Origin of the sequence: Ectothiorhodospira mobilis (assembly GCF_016584115.1) — a bacterium.
Classification (GTDB): Bacteria; Pseudomonadota; Gammaproteobacteria; order Ectothiorhodospirales; family Ectothiorhodospiraceae; genus Ectothiorhodospira; species Ectothiorhodospira mobilis.
Genome location: NZ_NRSK01000001.1, coordinates 145747 through 169409 on the forward strand (window position 1 = coordinate 145747; position 23663 = coordinate 169409).

27 protein-coding genes are annotated in these 23663 nt (G+C 68.1%); 25 read left to right on the top strand and 2 right to left on the bottom strand.

What is annotated here, in order from left to right:
- The 24 genes from CKO33_RS00720 (at window position 1) to CKO33_RS00835 (ending at window position 21318) form a co-directional block, all read left to right on the top strand.
- Window positions 1-1098, top strand: coding sequence for a flagellar hook-length control protein FliK (locus tag CKO33_RS00720; RefSeq protein WP_200178253.1), 1098 nt, complete (start codon window positions 1-3; stop codon window positions 1096-1098).
- Between the two features lie 360 nt (window positions 1099-1458).
- Window positions 1459-1962 (top strand): flagellar basal body-associated FliL family protein, encoded by a 504-nt coding sequence (locus tag CKO33_RS00725; protein WP_200178254.1) that lies wholly within the window; start codon window positions 1459-1461, stop codon window positions 1960-1962.
- A gap of 9 nt (window positions 1963-1971) precedes the next feature.
- On the top strand, window positions 1972-2955 hold the full coding sequence (gene fliM, locus CKO33_RS00730) for a flagellar motor switch protein FliM (RefSeq protein WP_200178255.1): 984 nt from the start codon (window positions 1972-1974) through the stop codon (window positions 2953-2955).
- 18 nt (window positions 2956-2973) lie between these two features.
- Entirely contained in the window at window positions 2974-3600 is a 627-nt protein-coding gene (gene fliN, locus CKO33_RS00735) for a flagellar motor switch protein FliN (protein ID WP_200178256.1), read from the top strand.
- A gap of 32 nt (window positions 3601-3632) precedes the next feature.
- Window positions 3633-4058 carry a flagellar biosynthetic protein FliO gene (fliO, locus tag CKO33_RS00740; protein ID WP_242472394.1) on the top strand — a complete coding sequence of 142 codons (426 nt, stop codon included), beginning with the start codon at window positions 3633-3635 and terminating at the stop codon, window positions 4056-4058.
- Between the two features lie 5 nt (window positions 4059-4063).
- A complete protein-coding gene (gene fliP / locus CKO33_RS00745; protein WP_439099405.1) occupies window positions 4064-4810 on the top strand; it encodes a flagellar type III secretion system pore protein FliP in 747 nt (248 codons plus the stop codon).
- A gap of 19 nt (window positions 4811-4829) precedes the next feature.
- The gene (fliQ, locus tag CKO33_RS00750; protein WP_200178264.1) at window positions 4830-5099 is read left to right on the top strand and encodes a flagellar biosynthesis protein FliQ; all 270 of its coding nucleotides are present in this window, start codon (window positions 4830-4832) and stop codon (window positions 5097-5099) included.
- A 7-nt stretch (window positions 5100-5106) separates the two neighbouring features.
- On the top strand, window positions 5107-5883 hold the full coding sequence (fliR, locus tag CKO33_RS00755) for a flagellar biosynthetic protein FliR (RefSeq protein WP_200178265.1): 777 nt from the start codon (window positions 5107-5109) through the stop codon (window positions 5881-5883).
- A 3-nt stretch (window positions 5884-5886) separates the two neighbouring features.
- Window positions 5887-7044, top strand: a complete 1158-nt coding sequence (gene flhB / locus CKO33_RS00760; protein WP_200178266.1) for a flagellar biosynthesis protein FlhB — start codon at window positions 5887-5889, stop codon at window positions 7042-7044.
- Window positions 7045-9138: a flagellar biosynthesis protein FlhA gene (flhA, locus tag CKO33_RS00765; RefSeq protein WP_200178267.1), complete on the top strand. Its 2094-nt coding sequence runs from the start codon at window positions 7045-7047 to the stop codon at window positions 9136-9138.
- Window positions 9139-9202: 64 nt separating this feature from the next.
- Window positions 9203-10576 carry a flagellar biosynthesis GTPase FlhF gene (gene flhF, locus CKO33_RS00770; protein ID WP_200178268.1) on the top strand — a complete coding sequence of 458 codons (1374 nt, stop codon included), beginning with the start codon at window positions 9203-9205 and terminating at the stop codon, window positions 10574-10576.
- Window positions 10560-11450 carry a MinD/ParA family protein gene (locus tag CKO33_RS00775; RefSeq protein WP_200178269.1) on the top strand — a complete coding sequence of 297 codons (891 nt, stop codon included), beginning with the start codon at window positions 10560-10562 and terminating at the stop codon, window positions 11448-11450. Before flhF ends, CKO33_RS00775 begins: the two co-directional genes overlap by 17 nt.
- Window positions 11451-11461: 11 nt before the next feature.
- Entirely contained in the window at window positions 11462-12184 is a 723-nt protein-coding gene (locus CKO33_RS00780) for an RNA polymerase sigma factor FliA (protein WP_200178270.1), read from the top strand.
- A gap of 93 nt (window positions 12185-12277) precedes the next feature.
- Window positions 12278-12661 (top strand): chemotaxis response regulator CheY, encoded by a 384-nt coding sequence (locus tag CKO33_RS00785; protein ID WP_177217582.1) that lies wholly within the window; start codon window positions 12278-12280, stop codon window positions 12659-12661.
- A 9-nt stretch (window positions 12662-12670) separates the two neighbouring features.
- On the top strand, window positions 12671-13453 hold the full coding sequence (locus tag CKO33_RS00790) for a protein phosphatase CheZ (RefSeq protein ID WP_200178272.1): 783 nt from the start codon (window positions 12671-12673) through the stop codon (window positions 13451-13453).
- Between the two features lie 136 nt (window positions 13454-13589).
- Complete coding sequence (locus CKO33_RS00795) at window positions 13590-15752, top strand: chemotaxis protein CheA (RefSeq protein ID WP_200178274.1); 2163 nt, start codon at window positions 13590-13592, stop codon at window positions 15750-15752.
- A 75-nt stretch (window positions 15753-15827) separates the two neighbouring features.
- The gene (locus CKO33_RS00800; RefSeq protein ID WP_200178275.1) at window positions 15828-16937 is read left to right on the top strand and encodes a protein-glutamate methylesterase/protein-glutamine glutaminase; all 1110 of its coding nucleotides are present in this window, start codon (window positions 15828-15830) and stop codon (window positions 16935-16937) included.
- A gap of 3 nt (window positions 16938-16940) precedes the next feature.
- On the top strand, window positions 16941-17684 hold the full coding sequence (locus tag CKO33_RS00805) for a flagellar motor protein (RefSeq protein WP_200178277.1): 744 nt from the start codon (window positions 16941-16943) through the stop codon (window positions 17682-17684).
- Between the two features lie 24 nt (window positions 17685-17708).
- Window positions 17709-18605: a flagellar motor protein MotD gene (gene motD / locus CKO33_RS00810; protein ID WP_200178278.1), complete on the top strand. Its 897-nt coding sequence runs from the start codon at window positions 17709-17711 to the stop codon at window positions 18603-18605.
- Window positions 18602-19402, top strand: a complete 801-nt coding sequence (locus tag CKO33_RS00815) for a ParA family protein (protein WP_200178279.1) — start codon at window positions 18602-18604, stop codon at window positions 19400-19402. The genes motD and CKO33_RS00815 overlap by 4 nt, the downstream gene beginning before the upstream one ends.
- Window positions 19399-20046, top strand: coding sequence for a chemotaxis protein CheW (locus CKO33_RS00820; protein WP_200178281.1), 648 nt, complete (start codon window positions 19399-19401; stop codon window positions 20044-20046). Before CKO33_RS00815 ends, CKO33_RS00820 begins: the two co-directional genes overlap by 4 nt.
- A gap of 132 nt (window positions 20047-20178) precedes the next feature.
- Window positions 20179-20655, top strand: coding sequence for a chemotaxis protein CheW (locus CKO33_RS00825; protein WP_200178283.1), 477 nt, complete (start codon window positions 20179-20181; stop codon window positions 20653-20655).
- 28 nt (window positions 20656-20683) lie between these two features.
- Window positions 20684-20926, top strand: a complete 243-nt coding sequence (locus CKO33_RS00830) for a hypothetical protein (protein WP_200178285.1) — start codon at window positions 20684-20686, stop codon at window positions 20924-20926.
- A 14-nt stretch (window positions 20927-20940) separates the two neighbouring features.
- Window positions 20941-21318: a DUF2802 domain-containing protein gene (locus CKO33_RS00835; protein WP_242472395.1), complete on the top strand. Its 378-nt coding sequence runs from the start codon at window positions 20941-20943 to the stop codon at window positions 21316-21318.
- A 16-nt stretch (window positions 21319-21334) separates the two neighbouring features.
- Here the strand turns inward: CKO33_RS00835 and CKO33_RS00840 are convergent, their stop codons facing one another.
- Window positions 21335-21664, bottom strand: a complete 330-nt coding sequence (locus CKO33_RS00840) for an EscU/YscU/HrcU family type III secretion system export apparatus switch protein (protein WP_200178293.1) — start codon at window positions 21662-21664, stop codon at window positions 21335-21337.
- Window positions 21661-22983 (bottom strand): flagellar hook-length control protein FliK, encoded by a 1323-nt coding sequence (fliK, locus tag CKO33_RS00845; RefSeq protein ID WP_200178305.1) that lies wholly within the window; start codon window positions 22981-22983, stop codon window positions 21661-21663. The genes CKO33_RS00840 and fliK overlap by 4 nt, the downstream gene beginning before the upstream one ends.
- Before the next feature lie 116 nt (window positions 22984-23099).
- Between fliK and CKO33_RS00850 the strand changes: the two genes are divergently transcribed.
- Complete coding sequence (locus tag CKO33_RS00850) at window positions 23100-23630, top strand: low molecular weight protein-tyrosine-phosphatase (RefSeq protein ID WP_242472396.1); 531 nt, start codon at window positions 23100-23102, stop codon at window positions 23628-23630.
- Window positions 23631-23663 lie beyond the last annotated feature (33 nt).

Genomic DNA, 23663 nt, shown 5'->3' on the forward strand with positions numbered 1-23663 from the left:
ATGGACATGAACTTCACGCAGTGGTCCGCATTGCCCCGGAATGCCACCGGGCCGGAGGGCGCGGCCGTACTGGAATCCCTGCCCGCCGGGTTACGCCAGGAACTGGGACAGGGTGGGGATTTCTGGAGCAGTCTGCTGGATCACCTGCGGCAGCTCCACCCGGAGCTGCCCGAGGATCTGGATCCCGAGGGGCTCCTGGCACTGCTGGGCTCCCAGGGCTCCGGAGAGGACCCGGCGCCGGCCGGGCTGCTCATGGGGCTGCTGGCCGCGGCCATGCAGGAAGGCGGGGCCGCCGGCAGGCCGCTGCCATCGGAGGGCGGGATCCTGCCGGCGGGGCGGCCGGAGGCGGGCGGCGCCAAGCCCCCCGCGGCGGATGATCTTGTGGGAGTCCTCCTGAGCCAGCGTCTGGCCGGGGCGGCCGCGACGGCCCAGGAAGGGGCCAACGGAGGCCGTCCGGAGGCCGGCTGGCAGCAGGCCCTGCTGCTGCGCGCCGTGGGGGGCCAGGGAGAGGCCCCGTCCCTGCTCCAGGGGGAGGGGACGGGGCGCATCCTGCGGCTTGCGGAGGGGATGCAGTCCACCCTCCCCGGCGTATCCCCCGACGGGGGGCCGCAGCCGGCGTCCATGATCCAGTCCCCGGCCCAGGGTGTGGCCCTGCGCCCCCTGGCCCTGGAGGTGCCCGTTGCCCAGCCCAATTGGAACGAGGCGGTGGGCAACCGCGTCCTGTGGATGGTGAATCAGAACGTGCAGGGGGCGGAACTCAAGCTCAATCCGCCGCAACTGGGTCCCCTGGAGGTGCGTATTTCCATGGAGGGCGACCGGGCCCATGTGCAGTTTGTGGCCCACCATCCCGCCACCCGGGAGGCCCTGGATGCCGCCATCCCACGCCTGCGGGAAATGCTGGCCGGCAACGGTGTGGACCTGGGTAACGTGGACGTCTCCCAGCGCCAGGGCCAGGGTGGCGAGGCCGGTAGCGGCGGGGGCGGGGACCGGCAGCACCCCGGTGCGGGTGGCGGGGAAGGGCAAACGGTCCCGGCCGCAGGTGTGCAGGCCACCTCCACCCCCGACCGGGATTCCGGCCTCCTGGACGCCTACGCCTGATCCCGCAAGGATCCACCCCTGCCTGGATCCCGCTGCGGCTCCGGAGCCCCCCTCAACGCCAACCCCATCCGCTTCTCATTCCCCTTTTCTCATCGGCTCTGTCCCGACGACGGTCGGGGCGATGGATCCATGGGGCGATCCGGCGCGTCATCTGCGTCATAATGCCCCGGCATCGTCCCCGCCGCGCCGGATCGCCGACGCCCATCCCGCACCCGGGACGACCGGCGCTGGCCCGGGACGTCAATAATCCGCCGCACAGTGGCGGTGGCCCCTGTAAATCACCTAAAAATAAAGAAAAATATCTTTCCCCCGGTATGGCATGGGGATTGCAATACTGGGCAAAACGGAGACGGGACAGTCATGGCCAAGAGACCCGAGAAAAAACTGAACCTGGAGGCAGGCAACGCCAAGCCCAAGGGGGGGCGGCTGAAGCTGATCCTCCTCATCCTCCTCAGTTCGCTGCTGGCCGCAGGCGTGGGTGGGGGCGCCGCCTGGTACCTGCTGGGGGGCATGCAGGCCCAGTCCCCCTCGGAGCCGGCCCCGAAGGAGCCCGGCTACCTGGCGCTGGATCCGCCGCTGGTGGTGAATTTCCAGGGTAACGGGCGGGTGCGTTTCCTGCAGGTGGGGGTCGTGCTCATGGCCCGGGATCCCCAGGTTCTGAAGGCCGCCCAGGAGCACCTGCCGGCCATCCGCAACGATCTGATGCTCCTGTTCGGTGACGAACGCTACGAGGCGCTGCTCACCCGTGAAGGCAAGGAGGCGGTGCGCCAGGAGGCCCTGGAGGCGGTGCGGCAGGTGCTCATGGACCGGGGGGAGCCGGCGGACGTGCAGGCCATCTATTTCAACAGTTTCGTGATGCAGTGAGGCGGGCACATGGGCGCGAACGATGTCCTTTCCCAGGACGAGATCGATGCACTGCTCCACGGGGTGGACAGTGGTGCGGTGGAGACCCAGGAAGATGAATTCCTGTCCCACGACGGGGTGGCGCGGCAGTACGACCTGACCACCCAGGACCGTATCGTCCGGGGCCGGATGCCCACCCTGGAGATGATCAACGAGCGCTTCGCGCGCTACATGCGCATCGGTCTGTTCGAGATGCTGCGCCGCTCCTCGGAGATCTCCGTGGGGGGCGTGAAGATGATGAAATTCGGGGAGTATGTGCATTCCCTCTACCTCCCCACCAGCCTCAACATGGTGCGGGTCAAGCCGTTGCGGGGCACCGGCCTGTTCGTGCTCGACCCGAAGCTGGTGTTCATCCTGGTGGACAACTTCTTTGGCGGTGACGGGCGCTACCCCGCGAAGATCGAGGGGCGGGAGTTCACCCCCACGGAACTGCGGGTGATCCGTGTGCTGCTGGACCAGGCCTTCGAGGATTACCGCAAGGCCTGGGCGCCGGTGATGGGTCTGGAGTTCGAGTTCAGCCGCTCCGAGGTGAACCCGCAGTTCGCCAATATCGTCAGCCCCACGGAGGTGGTGGTGGTGTGCACCTTCCACGTGGAGCTGGACGGCGGTGGCGGCGAGTTTCACATCACCCTGCCGTATTCCATGATCGAGCCCATCCGCGAGCAACTGGACACCGGTCTGCAGAGCGACCGGGCGGATGTGGACGACCGCTGGGTGAAGGCCCTGCGGGAGGAATTGAAGATGGTGGAGGTGGATCTCAGCGCCCGGCTGGCGGAGACCAGCCTCACCGTGGCGGAGATGATCAATCTCAAGCCCGGGGACATCATCCCCTTCGAGATGCCCGAGACCATCACCCTCAAGGCCGAAGGTATCCCCGTATATCGCGGGCGGTTCGGCACGTCCAATGGCTTTAATGCCGTCAAGGTGACGGGGCGCGTCAAGCTCTGGAACTGATGACGAGGAGAGCGACCCATGAGTGAAGAGAACGAACAGGATCCCAACGCCGAATCCGTGGATGATGTCTGGGCCGCGGCCCTGGCGGAGCAGGCCGAGGCCGGGGAAGGGTCCGAGGACGAGTCCACCGCTGCCTCCGGGGGGGAATCCACCGCACAGGAGGCGGGCGAGGCCGCAGGCGGCGGGGCGGCGGATGCGGAAGCGGCCGCGGCACAGGGCAAGGAGACGGAAGGTGCGGCGGCCGCACAGGCCGCGGCGGAGAAGGACACGTCGCGCATGCGCGGCGGCGGGGCGGATGAGAGTGCCTCGGCCCTGGGGGCCTCCCATGTCTCCAAGGCGGAGTTCGATGACCTCATGGACGAGTCCAACCGCACCGGGGATCCGGACGTAAACCTGGACGTGATCCTGGATGTGCCGGTGACCATCTCCATGGAGATCGGCCGCACCAAGATCCCCATCCGCAACCTGCTGCAGCTCAACCAGGGCTCGGTGGTGGAACTGGACCGGCTGGCGGGGGAACCCCTGGATGTGATGGTCAACGGTACCCTGGTGGCCCACGGCGAGGTAGTGGTGGTGAACGAGAAGTTCGGTATCCGCCTCACCGATGTCATCAGCCCGGCGGAACGCGTGAGAAAGCTCAAGTGAGGCACGCCATGGCCAGGTTCAGGGCGAGCGTGATGGCCGCATGCCTGCTGCTGCCGGCGGGGCTAGCGGCGGCCCCGGAGGGTGCCGATCCCGCGCCGGGTCTGGGCATCACCTCCGGCGGGGCGGCCTATCTGTTGCAACTGGTGCTGGGGCTGGGGGTGGTGATCGCCGCCATCCTGGTGCTGGGCTTCGTGCTGCGCCGCACGGGCGGGGTCGGCGGTCGCCTGTCCGGGGAGTTCCGGGTGCTGGGCAGCGTCTCCCTGGGGGCGCGGGAGCGCATGGTGCTGGTACAGGTGGGGGAGCAGCAACTGGTGCTGGGGGTGGCCCCGGGCCAGGTGCGCACCCTGCATGTGCTGGATCAACCCCTGGAACCCCGGGGGACGGCGGCCCCGGCGGGGGAGGAGAGCTTCACCGCCCGCCTGCGGGCGGCCATGGGCGCACGGGGGGAGTCATCATGAGCCTGATGCGCCGGTTCCTCCCGCTGCTGCCCGCGGTGCTGGCGCTTCTGCCCGCGGATGCGGCCCTGGCCCAGAACGGTTTTGAGATCCTCACGGTGGAGCCCGGTGAGGAGGGCGGCGAGACCTATTCGGTGACGCTGCAGATCCTGGTGCTGATGACGCTGCTGAGCCTGCTGCCGGCGGCGCTCATCATGCTCACCTCGTTCACGCGCATCATCATCGTCCTGGGGATCCTGCGCCAGGGCATCGGCACCACCCAGACCCCGTCCAACCAGATCCTCATCGGTCTGGCCCTGTTCTTGACGCTGTTTGTCATGGCACCGGTGTTCCAGGCGGTCTACGAGGAGGCGGTGCAGCCCTTCATGGCGGAGGAGATCTCCCAGGACGAGATGGTGCAGCGGGCCTGGGGCCCCATGCGGGACTTCATGCTGGAGCAGACCCGGGAGACGGACATCGCCCTGTTCGCCCGCATCGCCGACCGCGACGGCTTCGAGACCCCGCAGGATGTGCCGTTCTCCATCCTGGTGCCCTCGTTCATCATCAGTGAGCTCAAGACCGCGTTCCAGATCGGGTTTCTGATCCTGATCCCGTTTCTCATCATCGACCTGGTGGTGGCCAGCGTGCTCATGTCCATGGGGATGATGATGCTCTCGCCGCTGATCATCTCGCTGCCGTTCAAGATCATGCTGTTTGTGCTGGTGGACGGCTGGGCCCTCATCGTGGGCACCCTGGCCAGCAGTTTCTTCGTCTAGTTCCTCCGGGGAGGCATCCATGAGTCAGGACATCGTCATCGACGTGGGACAGCATGCCCTGATGGTCATCATCATGCTCTCCGCCCCGGTGCTGCTCACCGGCCTGGCGGTGGGTCTGCTCATCGGTATGCTGCAGGCGGCCACCTCCATCCAGGAGATGACCCTGTCCTTCATTCCCAAGCTGCTGGCCATGTTCGTGGCCCTGATCGTCTTCGGCAGCTGGATGCTGGATCTGCTGGTGGAGTATGTCCTGCGGCTCTATGACGCCATCCCGGGGCTGATCGGGTAGGGCGGCCATGTTCCAGTTCACCGAGGCACAGCTGATGGCCTGGGTCGGATCCTTTGTCTGGCCCTTCGTGCGCATCACCGGCATGTTCCTGGCGGCCCCCATCTTCGGTGCCGGCATGATCCCGGTGCGGGTGCGCGTCGGGCTGGCCATGCTGCTGGCGCTGTTCGTGGCCCCGCTGCTGCCCCAGCCCCCGGCCATCCAGCCCTTCAGCCTGGAGGGGCTGGCGGTGACCGTACAGCAGATCCTCATCGGTGTGAGCATGGGCTTTATCCTGCAGATGGTGATGAGCGCCCTGACCATGGCGGGGGAATCCATCGCCCTGTCCATGGGGCTGGGCTATGCCTCCATGGTGGATCCGGGTATGGGGGTGCAGGTGCCGGTGGTGTCGCAGATCTTCGTCATCATGGGGACGCTGCTCTTTCTCAGCATGAACGGTCACCTGTTCATGCTGGATATGCTGGTACAGAGCTTCACGCTCCTGCCCGTGGCGGTGGACGGTCTCACCCGCGTGGATCTGTGGACGGTGGTGCAGTTCGGTTCCACCATGTACGTGGGGGCCATCCTGGTGGGGCTGCCCGTGGTGGCCGCCATGCTCATGGTGAACCTCTCCATGGGGGTCATCACCCGGGCCTCGCCGCAGCTGAACATCTTCGCCGTGGGCTTCCCCATGATGATCCTGCTGGGCTTTCTGCTCATCCTGTTCAGCCTGCCGGCCCTGGTTCCCCGGGTGGAGGACCTGGTCCTGTCCGCCTTTGAGGCCATTCAACGGATCCTGGGGGCCTAGACCATGGCAGAGAATGAATCCTCCCAGGAGAAGACCGAGGAACCCACCCCGAAACGCCTGCGGGATGCCCAGGACAAGGGGCAGGTGGCCAGTTCCAAGGAGCTGAACACCACGCTGGTGCTGCTGGCCGGGTCGGTGACCCTGCTCACCTTCGGCGGGGCCATGATGGACCGCATCCAGGAGCTCTTCCGCCGCAGTTTCATGATCGACCGGGGTCGCATCTTCGATCCCGCCTACATGCTCACCGCCCTGGAGGACCGCCTGGCCCAGGGGCTGCTGATCCTGGCCCCGCTGATGGGGGTGCTGGCCATCGCCGCGGTGATCGGGCCGGTGGTCATGGGGGGCGGACGCTTCCGGCCCCAGGGGATGGCCTTCAAGGGGGAGAAACTGGATCCCATGAAGGGCCTCAAGCGCATCTTCGGCCCCCAGGGGGCCATGGAGCTGGGCAAGACCCTGGCCAAGTTCGGCCTCATCGCCACCGTGGCCACCATCATCCTCTGGACCTTCGCCAACCGCATCATCGCCCTGGGCAGCCAGGAGATGGGGCCCGGACTGGCTCATGCCGGCTATCTCATCGCCTGGACCTTCGTGGCCCTGAGTTCCACCATGGTCTTTGTCACCCTGGTGGACGTGCCCTTCCAGATCTGGAATCACCAGCGCCAGCTGCGCATGACCAAGCAGGAGGTCAAGGATGAATACAAGGAGACCGAGGGCAAGCCGGAGGTCAAGAGCAAGATCCGCCAGACCCAGCAGGAGATCTCCCGCCGGCGCATGATGGCCGAGGTGCCCAAGGCGGACGTGGTGGTGACCAACCCCACCCACTTCGCCGTGGCCCTGAAGTACGACCAGTCGAAGATGCGGGCGCCCCGGGTGGTGGCCAAGGGGGCCGATCTCGTCGCCGCCGAGATCCGCGAGACGGCCCGCAGCCACGGCGTGGCCGTCTTCTCCGCGCCCCCCCTGGCCCGGGCCCTGTACTTTGGCACCAAGCTGGATCAGGAGATCCCGGCGGCCCTGTACGTGGCCGTGGCCCAGGTGCTGGCCTATGTCTATCAGCTGCGCAGCGCGCAGCGTCAGGGGGGGGAGCCGCCCCCGCCGCCCACGGATCTGCCCGTGCCGGACGATCTGGCCAATCCCGATTCCACGCCTTCGGAGAACGCATAAATGGCGACCCTGGCCGACTCCCTGCAGACGATCAAGCGTTCGGGTCTGGGGGCCCCGCTGCTGCTGATGGCCCTGCTGGCCATGATGGTCATCCCGCTGCCCCCTCTGGCCCTGGACCTGCTGTTCACCTTCAACATCGCCCTGTCCCTGGTGGTGATCATGGTGGCCGTGTATACCCCCCGGCCCCTGGAGTTCGCCGTCTTCCCCACGGTGCTGCTGGTGGCCACGCTGTTGCGCCTGGCCCTGAACGTGGCCTCCACCCGGGTGATCCTGCTGGAGGGGCATACCGGTACCGCGGCGGCGGGCAACGTCATCCAGGCCTTCGGCGACTTCGTCGTGGGGGGGAATTACGCCGTGGGTCTGGTGGTGTTCACCATCCTGGTGATCATCAACTTCGTCGTGGTGACCAAGGGGGCGGGGCGCGTCTCCGAGGTGAGCGCCCGCTTCACCCTGGATGCCATGCCCGGCAAGCAGATGGCCATCGATGCCGACCTCAACGCCGGCCTCATCTCCCAGGACGAGGCCCGCCGGCGGCGGGACGAGGTGGCCCAGGAGGCGGATTTCTACGGCTCCATGGACGGGGCCAGCAAGTTCGTGCGCGGGGATGCCATCGCCGGCATCCTGATCCTGTTCATCAACATCATCGGCGGCCTGGTGATCGGCACCCTGCAGCAGGACATGAGCGTGGGCGACGCCGCCACCAACTACGTGCTGCTCACCATCGGCGACGGCCTGGTGGCGCAGATCCCGTCGCTGCTGCTGTCCTCGGCCACGGCCATCATCGTCACCCGCGTCTCCAGCGCCCAGGACATGGGCCAGCAGGTGCTCTCCCAGCTGTTCGGGGCCTCCCGCGCCCTGTACGTGGCCGCCGGCATCATCGGCCTGCTGGAGCTGGTGCCGGGGATGCCCAACCTGGTGTTTTTGAGCCTGGCGATCCTCATGGCCGCCAGCGGCTATCTCATGCAGCAGCAGCGGGCGGCGGCGGAACTGGCCGAGTCCCGCCAGATGGAGGCGGAGGCGGCCCCTGCGCCCAGTCCGGAGACCAAGGAACTCACCTGGGACGACGTGCCGCCGGTGGACCTGGTGGGGCTGGAGGTGGGCTACCGCCTCATCCCCCTGGTGGACCGTTCCCAGGGGGGGCAGCTCATGGGCCGCATCAAGGGGGTGCGGCGCAAGCTCTCCCAGGAGTTGGGTTTCCTCATCCAGCCGGTGCACATCCGGGACAACCTGGATCTCGGTCCCAACCAGTACCGCATCACCCTCATGGGGGTGACCGTGGGCGAGGGGGAGGTCTTCCCGGACCGGGAACTGGCCATCAACCCCGGCCAGGTCTTCGGCGAGATCAAGGGTACCCCCACCAAGGACCCCACTTTCGGCCTGGATGCCCTGTGGATCGCCCCCTCGCAGCGGGAGGAGGCCCAGGGCCTGGGCTACACGGTGGTGGACGCGGGCACCGTCATCGCCACCCATCTCTCCCAGATCCTCAAGGACCATGCCCACGAACTGCTGGGCCATGAAGAGGTGCAGCACCTGCTGGACACCCTGGCCAAGCACTCCCCCAAACTGGTGGAGAACCTGGTGCCCAAGACCCTGAGCCTGGGGGTCATCCTCAAGGTGATGCAAAACCTCCTGGCGGAGCAGATCCCCATCCGGGACATGCGCACCATCGCCGAAACCTTGGCGGAGCATGGCGTGCGGAGTCAGGATCCTGACGTCCTCACCGCCGCCGTACGGGGGGCCCTGGCCCGTTCCATCGTCCAGAACATCGTCGGTACCGCGCCGGAACTGCCTCTGATCGCCATCGACCCCTCGTTGGAACAGATATTGCAGAAATCTGTCCAGGGGACATCCGGAGGGGGTCTCGGGATGGAGCCGGGGCTGGCGGAACGCCTGCAGCGCTCCATCTCCGAGGCGGCCGACCGCCAGGAACGGGCGGGGGAACCCGCGGTGCTGGTGGTCTCCCCGGATATCCGGCCCTGGATGGCCCGCTGGCTGCGCAGCGCCGTGCGCGGACTGCATGTACTGGCCTACACGGAGATCCCGGACAACAAGCAGATCCGCGTGGTGGCCACGGTGGGCCGGGAAGACCAGTAACCGAACACAGGGGCAGGGGATCACGACGGTGCCCGCCCCACCAGGCTGATGGACAGGTATCGACATGAAGATCAAACGCTATTTCGCCCCCGACATGCGCCAGGCCATCAACCGGGTGCGCGAGGCCCAGGGGCCCGACGCGGTGATCCTCTCCAGCCGCAAGGTGGAGGGGGGCATCGAGCTGATCGCCGCCATCGACTACGACGAGGAGGAGGTGCATCGCATGGCCTCGGCGGCCGAGCCCTCCGGGGACCACGCCGGGGATGCGGGCAGACGCCAGGAGACACATCGGTCCGCCCCTGAAGGTGCAGCCGCCCCCGGGGACGACGACGATCCCCTGGGGGCCCTGCTCACCCCCGTGATGGAGCCGCCGCAGGACGCAGCGGTGGAGTCCCCGCGGGGGGGCGAAAGCGGAGCCACCGGACGCAGCCGGCGCGATCCCATGCGCGAGCCTGCCCTGCTGGCCATGCAGAAGGAGATCCAGGGGCTGCGGGGCATGCTGCAGGAACAGCTCTGCAGCCTGGCCAACCAGGAGTTCGCCCGCGCCGAGCCCTGGCGGGCCACCATCGCCCGCCGCCTGCAGTGGATCGGCCTGGAGCAGGAACTCTCCCGGGACATCGCCCGTCAGGTGGATACCCCCGACGATCCGGTGGAGGGCTGGGAGGAGGCCCTGTCGGCCTTTGCCGACCGCGTGCCGGTGTCCACTGACGGTCTCCTGGATGAGAGTGGTATCATCACCCTGGTAGGGCCCAGTGGCGTGGGCAAGACCACCACGGTGGCTAAGCTGGCCGCCCTCTACACCCTGCGCCATGGTCAGGATTCCGTGGCCCTGATCACCACCGACGGCAATCGCCTGGGGGCCCAGCGCCAGTTGCAGACCTTCGGCCAGTTGCTCGGGGTCCCCGTCTACGCCGCGCAGACAGGGCGGCAACTCAACGATATGCTAGAGAGGCTCCAGTCCAAGCAGATGGTCTTCATCGACACCGCCGGCACTAGCCAGCGGGACATGCGCATGCTGGACGAACTGGCGGGCATGACCTCCATCCCCTCGGCCCGGGTGTTGCTAGTGCTGGCGGCCAACGTGCAGAAGGCGGCCCTGGGGGAGACCCTGCAGGCCTTCAGCCGGCTGGAGCCCGACGCCTGCATCCTCACCAAGGTGGACGAGGCGGCCAGCCTGGGCGAGGCCCTGTCCGCCCTCATCCGGGCCGGATTGCCCCTGTCCTTCGTCAGCGAGGGGCAGCGCATCCCCGACGACCTGCGTCCCGCACAGGCCCAGCGCCTGATGCATCAGGCGGCCGAGATGGTGGATCATCGCCGCCGGGAGCGCAGCCGCGTGGCCCGACGCGACGAGGAACAGACCCCGGCCTTCAGCATTCCGTCGACCCGGGAACGGATCCACGAACCCAGCACCAGGTTTGCCCATGCCTCCAGCCACTGAAGACCGGGCCGCCGCAGCGCAGCCCGGGGACCGTCTCAAGCCGGTACGCGTCATCGCCGTATCCAGCGGCAAGGGCGGGGTCGGCAAGACCAATGTCTCGGTCAACCTGAGCGCCGCCCTCTCCCGGTCCGGCCAGAGCGTGATGCTCATGGACGCCGACCTGGGCCTGGCCAACGTGGACGTGCTCCTGGGGCTCCAGCCCCGGCTCAATCTCTCCCATGTCCTGGCGGGGGAATGCGGTCTGGAGGAGGTGATCATCGATGGACCGGGGGGGATCGCCATCGTGCCCGCCGCGTCCGGCATCGCCCGCATGGCGGACCTGGAGCCGGCGCAGCATGTGGGGATCATCCACGCCTTCAGCGAGCTCACCCGGTCCGTGGACGTGCTGGTGGTGGACACCGCCGCCGGCCTGCACGACAGCGTCACCAGCTTCTGCCGCGCCGCCCAGGAGGTGCTGGTGGTGGTGTGTGACGAGCCCGCCTCCATCACCGACGCCTATGCCCTCATCAAGGTCCTGTACCGGGACCACGGCATCCAGCGTTTTCGCATCCTGGCCAACATGGTGCGCAACGAGCAGGAGGACGAGGGCCGGGGCCTGTTCCGCAAGCTGGTGGCGGTATGCGAACGCTTTCTGGATGACGTCATGCTGGACTACCTGGGTTCGATCCCCCATGACGACTATCTGCGCAAGGCCGTGCAGCGGCGCCGCTCCGTGGTGGACGCCTTCCCGTCCTCCCCCTCGGCCCGGGCCTTTGCCAGCCTGGGCCGGCGCATCCAGCAGTGGCCCATGCCACGCGGGGCCCGGGGGGGGATCGAATTCTTCGTGGAACGCCTGGTGGCCAGTGGCCAGGGCGATCCGGAGCCCGTGCCATAAGCAGCCAAGCCATGTACGCCACGCCACAGTTGGACCAAAACCGCCTGGTGGACGAGCACGTGCCGCTGGTGAAGCGCATCGCCTATCACCTGCTGGCACGATTGCCCGCCAACGTGCAGGTGGATGACCTCATCCAGTCGGGCATCATCGGCCTGCTGGAGGCGGCACGCCACTACGACCCGTCCCAGGGGGCCAGCTTTGAGACCTATGCCGGCATCCGTATCCGTGGCGCCATGCTGGACGAGGTGCGGCGCAGCGACTGGACCCCGCGTTCGGTGCACCGTCATTCCCGCCGCATCAGCGAGACCATCCGGGAGATCGAGCACCGGGAAGGGCGGGAGGCCACCGCCGCGGAGATCGCCGACGGTCTTGGGGTGGACATGAAGACCTACCAGGACATGCTGCGGGACGCCGTCACCAGCCGCGTGCTGGCCTTCGACGACCTGGGGGACCCCGAATCGGGCGGCGAGCCCGCCTTCCCGGACCACGGTCCGGATCCCCTGCAGAGCCTGGAACGGGGGGATTTCAAGACCTCACTGGCGGAGAATATCCAGGGATTGCCAGAGCGGGAGCGGCTGGTGCTGTCCCTGTATTATGATGAGGAACTGAACCTGCGGGAGATCGGGCAGGTGCTGGGGGTCAGTGAATCCCGCGTCTGTCAGATCCACGGCCAGGCGCTGATGCGCCTCAAGGCCCGCATGAGCGAGTGGGTTGCCGACGGGGAACGGGTCTGAGGACACCGTCATCCACTCACCGGGATATCGATCCTCCGCCGCCCTTGCGGGGATCGGCTACGCATCAATCGGGAGGCTTTCGTGAACAAGAACATGAAGATCCTCATCGTGGACGACTTCTCCACGATGCGGCGCATCATCAAGAACCTGCTTCGGGATCTGGGCTACAACAACACCGCCGAGGCGGATGATGGCAATACCGCCCTGCCCATGCTGCAAAACGGCAACTACGACTTCCTCGTGACGGACTGGAACATGCCCGGGATGCCCGGCATCGACCTGTTGCGCGCGGTACGTGCCGACCCGCGTATCAAGGACCTGCCGGTGCTCATGGTGACCGCCGAGGCCAAGCGCGAGCAGATCATCGAGGCGGCCCAGGCGGGGGTGAACGGGTACATCGTCAAGCCCTTCACCGCCGAGACCCTGCGGGAGAAGATCGACAAGATCTTCGAACGCCTGGAACAGCAGCAGGCCTGAAGATCCGCCATGAACCATTCAGACGAAGATACCGCCGCCATCTTCAAGGAAGAGCAGCTGGCCCGCGCCCGGGAGCTGGTACAGCTCATGGAGGCGGGGGATGAGGTCGGGGCCGGGCGCCTCATCGAGGAACTGGGCCAGACCCACGAGAGCGTGCTCTTTTCCCAGCTGGGCAAGCTCACCCGGGACCTGCATGAGGCCCTCAACGGCTTCCGCCGCGACACGCGGCTCGCCGAACTCACCCGGCAGGACATCCCCGACGCCAAGGAACGCCTCAACTACGTGGTTACCATGACCGAGCAGTCGGCCCACCGCACCCTCAATGCCGTGGAGGAGAGCCTGCCCCTGTCCGAGTCCCTGGCCCAGCGGGCGGGGCATCTGCGGGCGGAGTGGTCGCGTTTTCGCCAACGGGAGATGTCCCTGGAGGAGTTCCGCGAGGTGAGCGCCCACCTGGGTCGTTTCCTGGAGGATGCGGAGCGGGATGCCGAGAAGCTGCGCCAGGCCCTCTCCGAGGTGCTCATGGCCCAGGACTTCCAGGACCTGACCGGCCAGGTGATCCGCCGGGTGATCACCCTGGTCCAGGAACTGGAGGACAACCTGGTGGGGCTGGTACGGGTCTCCGGGCAACGCCTGGCCAAGCCGGAAGAGGGCGGCCATGCGCAGACGGCCGACCAGGACGGTGAGAAGGACAGCCGCGGCACGGGTCCGGCGGTGTCCGGCACCTCGGACCAGGGGGACGTGGTCAGCGGCCAGGACGACGTGGACGAACTGCTGTCCAGCCTCGGCTTCTGATCCTGCGCATTCGTCGCGGTGCAGACCGCCTCCACGTCCGGCCCCGCCGCAGGTGGGGCCGGACGTTCAGAATTTCCCGCACCGGCCGCAAACCTCGGGGTAGACGGGGTAATCGCATGACGCGCGAGAGATCGACATGAGCCTGGACACCGATGACGAGATCCTGAACGACTTCCTCGTGGAGGCCTCCGAACTATTGGATGGCCTCGGGGAACAGTTGGTGGAGCTGGAGCGCACACCCGACGACAAGGATCTGCTCAACTCCGTCTTCCGCAGTTTCCATACCATCAAGGGCGGGGCCGGTTTCCTCAATCTCGAGAACCTGGTGAAGATCTGCCACCGCTCGGAGGACGTCTTCAACCTGCTGCGCCAGGGGCAGCGCCAGGTGGACAGCAACCTGATGGATATCATCCTCCAGGTGCTGGATGTGCTCAATCGCATGTTCGACGAGATCCGCTCCGGCGAGGAACCCGCCCCGGCCCCCCAGGAACTGCTGGATGCCCTGGAGCCCCTGACCTATCCCCCGGGGGAGGAACCCGCCGGCATGGCCCCCGCCGCGGCTCCGGAGCCATCTGCAGGACCATCAGCGGAGCCCGCAGAGACCCCCATGCCCGGTCCGGCGGAGGCATCCGCCCAGACCGGAGGCGGGGATATCACCGACGAGGAGTTCGAGGCCCTGCTGGATGCCATGCAGGAACAAAAGGGTCAGGGGGGCGGTGGGGCCGCGTCGCCTGCATCCCCTGCCCAGTCCCAAACCACCGGCGGTGGTGGGGATCTCATCACCGACGAGGAGTTTGAACAGATCCTGGATGAACTCCAGGGCAAGGGGAACGGTACAGGCGCCCCCCCCAGCACCGGAAAGGATGCCGGCAAGGGGGACGACGAGATCAGCGAACAGGAGTTCGAGCAACTCCTGGACAATCTCCATGGCAAGGGCCATCCCCCCCGTCCCGTGGAGGGCCAGGCGGCGCCGAAGACCGCCCAGGGGGGCGCGGGCGGTGCGCAGCCCCCCGCCCACGGGGGGGACAAGCCGGCGGCGGCCCCCTCCGGCGGGCCGGACAAGGAGCAGGGCCCGGGCAGGGAGCAGGGCAAGGAGGGGGACAAGGGCGGTGCCCCGGCCCGGTCCGCACCCGCCGAGACCTCGGTGCGTGTGGACACCAAGCGTCTGGACGACATCATGAACCTGGTGGGGGAGCTGGTGCTGGTGCGTAACCGCCTGGCCACCCTGCGCTCGCGCATGGGGGACGAACAGGTCTCCAAGGCGGTGACCAACCTGGACGTGGTCACCGCCGATCTGCAGACGGCGGTCATGAAGACCCGCATGCAGCCCATCAAGAAGGTCTTCGGGCGCTTCCCCCGGGTGGTGCGGGACCTGGCCCGCAGCCTCAAGAAGGAAGTCAACCTGGAACTCCAGGGGGAAGACACCGACCTGGACAAGAACCTGGTGGAGGCCCTCTCCGATCCCCTGGTACACCTGGTGCGCAACGCCGTGGACCATGGCATCGAATCCCCGGAGGAACGGGAGGCGGCCGGCAAGCCCCGGGCCGGACACGTGGTGCTCTCCGCCACCCAGGAGGGGGATCACATCCTGCTCACCATCAGCGATGACGGCAAGGGCATGGACCCCGAAATCCTGCGCAACAAGGCGGTGGAGAAGGGGCTCATGGACGAGGAGGCCGCGGCCCGCTTGTCGGACCACGATGCCTACAACCTCATCTTCCGTGCCGGTTTCTCCACCAAGACGGAGATCTCCGATGTCTCCGGACGCGGCGTGGGCATGGATGTGGTCAAGACCCGCATCGCCCAGCTCAACGGCCGCATCGAGATCACCTCCGAACTGGGCAAGGGCAGCATCCTGCGGGTGCGCCTGCCCCTGACCCTGGCCATCCTGCCCACCCTCATGGTGGTGCTGGGCAAACAGCGTTTCGCTTTGCCCCTGGCCAACGTCAGCGAGATCTTCGACCTGGACCTGTCGCGTACCAACCGCGTCGACGACCAGGAGGTGATCATGGTGCGCAACCGGTCCATCCCCCTGTACTATCTGCGTCGCTGGCTGGTGTCGGGGGATGCACCGCCGCCGGACGGGGTGGGCCATGTGGTGGTGGTCTTCTCCGGCAACCAGCGGGTGGGGTTCGTGGTGGACAGCCTCATCGGCCAGGAGGAGGTGGTGATCAAACCCCTGGGCAATGTGTTGCACGGCGTGCCCGGTCTGGCCGGGGCCACCATCACCGGCGACGGCGGGATCGCGCTGATCCTGGATGTCCCCGGTCTGCTCAACAGCTATGCCCGCCGGGGCTGAACGGGCCGTTCGCTCCCCGGAGGACGGCCGGGACCCAACGCGCGCCGCAGTGCGTGTGAAGATCGGAGAGACTTGATGGCAGTTCGCGTTCTGGTGGTCGATGATTCCGGGTTCTTCCGGCGCCGCATCGTGGATATCCTGAATGCGGATCCCGCCCTGGAGGTGGTGGGCACGGCCGCCAACGGACAGGAGGCCATCGACCAGACCCTGGCCCTGAAGCCGGATGTCATCACCATGGACATCGAGATGCCGGTGATGGACGGCATCACCGCTGTGCGCCGCATCATGGCACGCCAGCCCGTGCCCATCCTCATGTTCTCCTCCCTCACCTTCGAGGGGGCCAGGGCCACCCTGGATGCCCTGGAGGCGGGGGCGGTGGACTTCCTGCCCAAGCGCTTCGAGGACATCGCCCGGGAACAGCAGGAGGCCAAGGATGTCCTCTGCCGGCGTGTGCGCAACATCGCCCGCCGTGGCCGCGTGGGGCGGACGCCCACACCCCCCGCCGCACCCCCGGGTACCGCAACCCGTCCGGCCCCGGGGGCCGGCGTGCGGACGCGACCGGAGCCGGCCCCTGCGGCCCGCCCGGAGGGGGAGCGTGCCCCGGCCCTGAACCTGCGGGATTTCCGCGTGGTGCTCATCGGCACCTCCACCGGCGGCCCCCTGGCCCTGCAGAAGGTCCTCGCCCAGCTTCCGGCCCGTTTCCCCCTGCCGCTGCTGATGGTGCAGCACATGCCCGCCAGCTTCACCCCTGCCTTCGCCCAGCGCCTGGACCAGCTCTGTGCCATCCGCGTCCGGGAGGCCCAGGATGGCGATGCCCTGGAACCCGGTCTGGCCCTGCTGGCCCCGGGGGGGCAGCAGATGCAGGTGGAGTCCCGGGGGGGGCGCAGCCGGGTGCGCATCACCGAGGCCACGCCGGACCAGCACTATCGCCCCTGTGTGGACGTCACCTTCAACTCCGCCGCCGCCGCCTTCCGCGGGGATGCCCTGGCTATCGTCCTCACCGGCATGGGAGCGGATGGGCGCGAGGGGGCAAGGCTGCTCAAGCGCTGCGGCTCCACCGTCTGGGCCCAGAACGAGGACACCTGTGTGGTCTATGGCATGCCCGCGGCGGTGGTGGATGCCGGTCTGGCGGACCGGGTGCTGCCCTTGGAGCAGATCGGCAAGATCCTTGCGGAGGCCTGCTGAGTCATGGATATCCTGAGCTTCATCGGCATGCTCCTGGCCCTGCTGGCCATCCTTGGTGGCAGCATCGCCAAGGGGAGCGGTCTGGCGGCCCTGTGGAACCTGGCGGCCTTTCTCATCGTCGGTGTGGGCACGGTGGCGGCGTCCCTGGTGCAGACCCGCCCCGGGGCCATGCTGCGGGCCATGCGCATCTTTCCCTGGGTGTTCCGTCAGCCGCGGCTGGACCCGGAGGCCACCATCGAGCGCATCGTCGGCTGGAGCCAGGTGGCCCGCAAGGAGGGGCTGCTGGGTCTGGAATCCATGGCCGAGGAGGAGACGGACGCCTTTGCCCGCAAGGGGCTGCAACTGCTGGTGGACGGCACCGAGCCCGAGGGCATCCGCACCATCCTGGAGGTGGACATGAGTACCCAGGAGGAATACGACACCGAAGGGGCCAAGGTCTTCGAGGGCATGGGGATCTATGCCCCCACCATGGGGATCATCGGGGCGGTCATGGGCCTGATGGCGGTGATGCAGAACCTGGCGGATCCCAGCCAGCTGGGTTCGGGCATCGCCGCCGCCTTCGTGGCCACCATCTATGGCATCTCCTCGGCCAACCTGTTCTTCCTGCCGGTGAGCAACAAGCTCAAGACCACCATCAAGCACCAGGCCGCCTATCGCGAGATGATCATCGAGGGGATCATCTCCATCGCCGAGGGCGAGAATCCCCGCAATATCGAGACCAAGCTGCAGGGCTATCTGCAGCGGTGATGCCAGGGGGCAGCCAGCCGAGCCATGGCCGGACGCAAGAAAAAACACGAGGAGCATCAGAACCACGAGGCCTGGGCGATCCCCTATGCGGACCTGCTCACCCTGCTGCTGGCCTTCTTCGTCGTGATGTACGCCATCTCTTCGGTGAACGAGGGCAAATACCGCATCCTCTCCGAATCCCTGATCTCCGCCTTCAAGGCCCCCCCCAAGGCCGTGGATCCCGTGCAGGTGGGCGAGGTCATCCGCACCCCCACCCCCTCCATGGTGCAGAGCGCCCCCGAGACCGCCCCCATCGACCTGGGGGAACCCATGAGCCGCAGCCTGGAGGAGATCCTCGGGGACATGGACATGCAGGGCCTCTCCGAGGCCATCCTGGGCATCAACACCATGGCCGACGAGATCGAGCGGGCCATGGCCCCGCTCATCGAGTCGGGCATGATCGACGTGGGCCGCGATCAGCTGTGGATCGAGGTGGAGATCAACACCAGCATCCTGTTTGGCAGCGGCAGCGCGGAACTGGCCCCGGATGCGGTCCCCATCCTGGAGCGCCTGGCGGGGATCCTCAGCCAGTTCCCCGTGCGCGTGCACGTGGAGGGGCATACGGACAACGTCCCCATCAACACCTCGGTCTATCCCTCCAACTGGGAGCTCTCCGCCGGGCGGGCCGCCACGGTGGTGAACCTGTTCGCCCGCAACGGGGTGGATCCGGACCAGATGGCGGCCATCGGGTTCGGCGAATACCGGCCCATCGCGGACAACGACACCCCCGAGGGACGCATGAAGAACCGCCGGGTGAACATCGTCATCCTGGCGGGGCAGCGTCCCAGGACCGGGCAGGGGGCGCCCCCGGAACTCCTGCAGGAGGATATGGAACTGCTGCTGCAGCGGGGACGGGATCCCGGGCAGGAGGGCGTGCCATGACGACGCTGACCTGGGCCGTGGCCAACCAGAAGGGGGGGGTGGGCAAGACCACCACCACCGTCACCCTGGGCGGACTGCTCTCGCAGCGGGGGCGGCGCACCCTGCTGGTGGACCTGGATCCCCACGGCTCCCTCACCGCCTACTTCGGCCATGACCCGGAGGGGGCCACCGGCGGGGTCTACAGCCTCTTCCAGCGGGTGGGGGACCGGCAGCCCATGCGCCCGGAGACGGCCCTGCGCGCCACCGGCTTCGAGAACCTCTGGCTCCTGCCCGCCTCCACGGCCCAGGCCACCCTGGACCGGCAGCTGGGCACCCGCCAGGGCATGGGCCTGGTGATCCGCCGTGCCATTGAGGCCCTGTCGGATCGCTTCGACCACGTGCTGCTGGATTGCCCCCCCATGCTGGGGGTGCTCATGGTGAACGCCCTGGCCGCCTGCGAGCGCTTGCTCATCCCCGTGCAGACGGAATACCTGGCCATCCGCGGTCTGGACCGCATGCTGCACACCCTGGAGATGGTGCAGCGCTCCCGGGGGCAGGGCCTGGATGCCCTGGTGATCCCCACCCTCTACGACCAGCGCATCCGGTCCGCCACCCAGGCCCTGTGGGAGCTGCGGGAGCGTTACCGTGACCGCCTCTGGCGTGGGGTGATCACCGTGGACCCCCTGTTCCGGGAGGCCAGCGTCGCCGGACAGCCCCTGCCCATCATGTACCCCGATGCCCAGGGGACCCAGGCCTATGAGCGCCTGCTGGATGACCTTTTGGGCACCAACGATTACCGGCACAGGGCGGTCTCATGAACGCACGACGCCAGGCACCCGTTCTCATGGAGGAACAGCAGGCCCTCAGCGCCTACCTGGATGGCCTGCTCCAGGAGATTGCGCAGGAGGAACCGCCCACCGCGCCCCCGCTCCCGGAGCAGCAGGACCGGGCACCGCAACCCGTTGTGCGGCCGGCACCGTCCCCGCCGCCTCCGGAGAAGGCGGACCATGGACCGCCGTCATGGGCCGCGGAGCGCTTTCAATGCCTGATCTTCCGGGTCGCCGGTCTGCCCCTGGCGGTCCCCCTGGTGAAGCTCAACGGCATCCTGAAGATGCCGCAGCAGATCACCCCCATGCCCGGGCACGGTCCTTTGTTCATGGGGCTGGCCCAGCACCAGGGGCAGCAGGTCAAGGTGGTGGACATCGCCCGCCTGGTCCTGCCCGCCGACCGGCTGCCCGGACAGCGCCCGTCCCCCGGACATCTCATCCTCATCGACGAGGCCCGCTGGGGACTGGCCTGTGACCGGGTGGAGGAGACCCTGACCCTGGACCCCGAATCGGTGCGCTGGCGCACCCCCCAGGGCAGGCGTCCCTGGCTGGCGGGCACGGTCACCCGGCAGCTGTGCGCCATCCTGGACGTGGATTACCTGGCCCAGGCCCTGGCCAGCGGCCGTTGGGATTGAGTCCCATCCCGTGTATCCTTGGATTCCGCCAGGCGGGGAGGGGACGTGCGTCGGATGCAGGCCGTGGCCGGGCCGGTGTAATCCGCCGGGCAACATCGGTCGTTCGATTCCCTAGATGGAGGTAAGAGCTTCATGGCCAAAGAATCCGTGTCCACCGCCGCCGAGGCGTCCCAGTATGTGACCTTCCGGCTCGCCGAAGAGACCTATGCCATCAACGTCATGCAGGTGCAGGAGGTGCTGCGGGTGTCGGAGATCGCCCCGGTCCCGGGGGCACCCCACTACGTCCTGGGCATCATCAACCTGCGGGGCAACGTGGTGACGGTGATCGACGCGCGGCGGCGCATGGGGCTTCCCGACAAGGAACCCGACGATGCCTCCCGGGTGGTGATCATCGAGGTGAGCGGGCAGGTCATCGGCATCCTGGTGGACAGCGTGGCGGAGGTGATCGAGCTGGCGGCCAGGGAAGTGGATCCGGCCCCCAACGTAGGCAACGACGAGAGTTCCAAGTACATTCAGGGTGTGGCCAGCCGCGACGGCGAACTGACCATCGTCGTGGACCTGAACAAGCTTCTCACGGATGAGGAATGGGCCGAGGTGGCCAATCTCTAGGCCAGGGCCCGGAGACAGGAGGATGAAGATGGCGGCCGATCTTCCCATCCCACCGACCCACCCTTCCATCCCCGGCCGCCCCGTGCCCGAGGAGGGCGATGACGCGCGACGTTTCCCCCGGGGGCCACGGCGCCGCGAGGAGCGGAAACCGGAGAAGGACCGGGAGGAGGGGGAGAACGGGCCCGCCTCCGGGGACTCGCCCCAGGACCAGGGCCCCGGAGAGCGGCCGGGTCCGACGGACGACCCGGATCACATCGACGAGTACGCATGATCATTGATATCGGCTTGGCAATCGCATCGGTGGCGGGGCTGGTGGCCCTGGCCGCCTGCATCGGGCTGCTGCGCCAGGTGCGGCGGCTGCGGGCGACGCTGCAGGAACAGGAGGCGGAGCTGCTGTCCCTGCGTGGTGCACTGAGCGCCCTGCACGCCCAGGCCCAGCAGGCGGAGGAGGAGCGGGAGCAGTTGCAGCGCCAGCTGCGCCGCCTGACGGAGCAGCAGGAGCGCATGGCCCTGCAAGCGCCGGAGGAGGGCGCCTACAACCACGCCATGCGCATGCTGCAACAAGGGGCGGGCCGGGAAGAGCTCATGGAGCACTGTGGTCTCTCCCGGGGGGAGGCGGATCTGCTTCTGGCCATGCACCGGCGCAACCCCCCGGCCAATTGAGGCCGTACCCCGGTTTTCATTCCCCCGGCCGCGCTGCTCCTCCCGGTTCATCCTCACGCCCTGGATCTCTCTCGTCCCCGGGGTGGCGTCCGCCGAGCCAGTAGACGAAGGCCAGCACCTCCGCCACGGCCACGTACAGATTCTCGGGGATCTCCTCCCCCAGGGGGACCTGGGAGAGGGCCTGGGTCAGGGCCGCGTCCTCGTGGATGGCCACCCCGTGGGTCCGGGCCAGGGCCTCGATCTGTTCGGCCACCTCACCGCGGCCCTTGGCGGTGAGCCGTGGCGCGCCGCGGCCCGTGTACTGCAGGGCGATGGCGCTGCGCGGTGGTCTTCGGTCCTCACTCATGCCCGCCCGTCCACGATGGGGCCATCCTCCCGTGTGGGGGGTTCCGGCGGGGGCGGGGCGTTGCGGCACTGCAGGTTCACCACCTCCAGGTTGCGGGATTGCAGGCGCTCCCGTAGCCGGGGCAGGGCCTGCTGCAGGCGCTCACTTCCCGTCGCCTCCTCTGCCCAGAACTGGCTGGTCACCTGATCTCCACGCACCACCACCCGCACATGGAGGGGCCCGAGTCCCGGCAGATCCAGGGCCAGGTCCGCACGCCAGGGACAATCCGGGTCCTCCCGCCTCCCACGATGCCCCCCCTCCCGTTCCAGACACATGTGTACCACGTCCACTCCGTCCTCCCCCTTCAAAGGGAGTTCCAGGAACCAGCGCGGCGACTGCCCCGGTTCCTCCGGCTGGTCCGCACTGGCCAGCTGGTGCATCACCAGACGCGCCAGGCTGCCCTCCACCTGGCGCTGCAGGGTGGCGAGCCACTGGTCCGCCTGCAGCGGAGCACTCTGGGGGCGTCCCTGGGGCACGGGCTGCGCCTCCCGGAAGGGGGGTGGCGGTTCCTGCCGTGCCGGAGGGGGGGCATCCGCATCCCCGCGGGCGGTCGGGGGCAGGCTGCGCAGCTGCTGCGCCAGGGAAAGGAGCCGCCCCTTCAGGTCCCGGCTCACGGGGGAGGCATCCCCGCCCTGGGCGGCCCGCGCCAGGCGCGCCTCCAGAAAGAGGCCCGAATCCAGCAGGGCACGGCGCAGTCCCGGCCCCGTGGTGACGCCCTCCGCCCGGGGCAGGTCCCTCCACAGGGCCTCCATTGCCTGGCGCACCGCCGGGGGCAGCCCCTGGCGCACCGGGGCCGCCTCCTGGCTCTGGAGCCGGGTCAGGCTGGCCATGAGCGGGGCCTGGGAGGCCTGGGCCGGGGCCCACTGACGCAACAGGGGGGCCCGGGCCGCACTGGGACCGCCTGCCGGGCCGGCGGGGGGGAGGGAAGCGCTCCCGGGAGCCTGTGTGCTGGGGGAGGGAGGAGGTGTCGTGGCTGCGGTCCCGGCCTGAGCACCGCCCGTGCGGACCTGGCCCGTGGAGGCGGGCAGGAGGGTCAACTGGAGTCGGGGCTGGACGGCGGTCACCTGCAGGGTGAGGGATTGTCCGGCCTGCACGGGCACCGGCAGGCGCGCCTCCACCCCCGTACCTCCCAGGCGCAGCAAGGTATTGCCGCCGGGCTGGGCGCTGGTCAGCACCCGGGCCTGGAGGATCTGCCCCGGCTGCAGGTCCCGCAGGGCACTCTGACCGCCTCGGGTCAACTGGATGTGCAGATCACCACTGCGCAGGGGGGGGAGACTCATGGGGCGCCCGTCTTGGATCGGTTTCTGCCGATGGTACCCGCTCATGCCCGCCCGGGGACATGCCTGTCAGGCACTGTGGGCTCGTGTATCATGCCACGGCACCGGGGGCCCCCGGGATGTCCAACCCAGAATGCGATGGTCGTTTCATGATGCAGGAAGACAAGGTCTCGGTCCTCATGGTCTGCCTGGGGAACATCTGCCGTTCCCCCACGGCCCAGGGCGTGCTGCAATGGCTATTGGCCAATGAAGGTCTCGGGCAGCGGGTCCTGGTGGATTCCGCCGGCACCCATGCCTACCACGTGGGCGAGCCGCCGGATCCCCGTGCCCGCCGGGCCGCGCTGCAGCGGGGCATCGATCTCAGTGGGCAGCGGGCCCGGCGGGTGGAACGGCAGGACCTGGAGCATTTCGACTATGTCCTGGCCATGGACCGGGAGAACCTGGCCCATCTGCAGGCCCTGGCCCCGGGGCAAGCCATGCAGGGGCATCTGGGGCTGTTCATGGCCTTTGCCCACAACTGGGAGGAGCAGGAGGTGCCGGATCCGTATTATGGCGGGGACCGGGGGTTCGAACGCGTGCTGGATATGGTGGAGGATGCCTCCCGGGGGCTCTTGCAGCACATCCGCGAACGCCAGGGCGTCCGCGGGTAGGGGATTCCCAAAGAAAAGGCCCCCGTCCGTCTC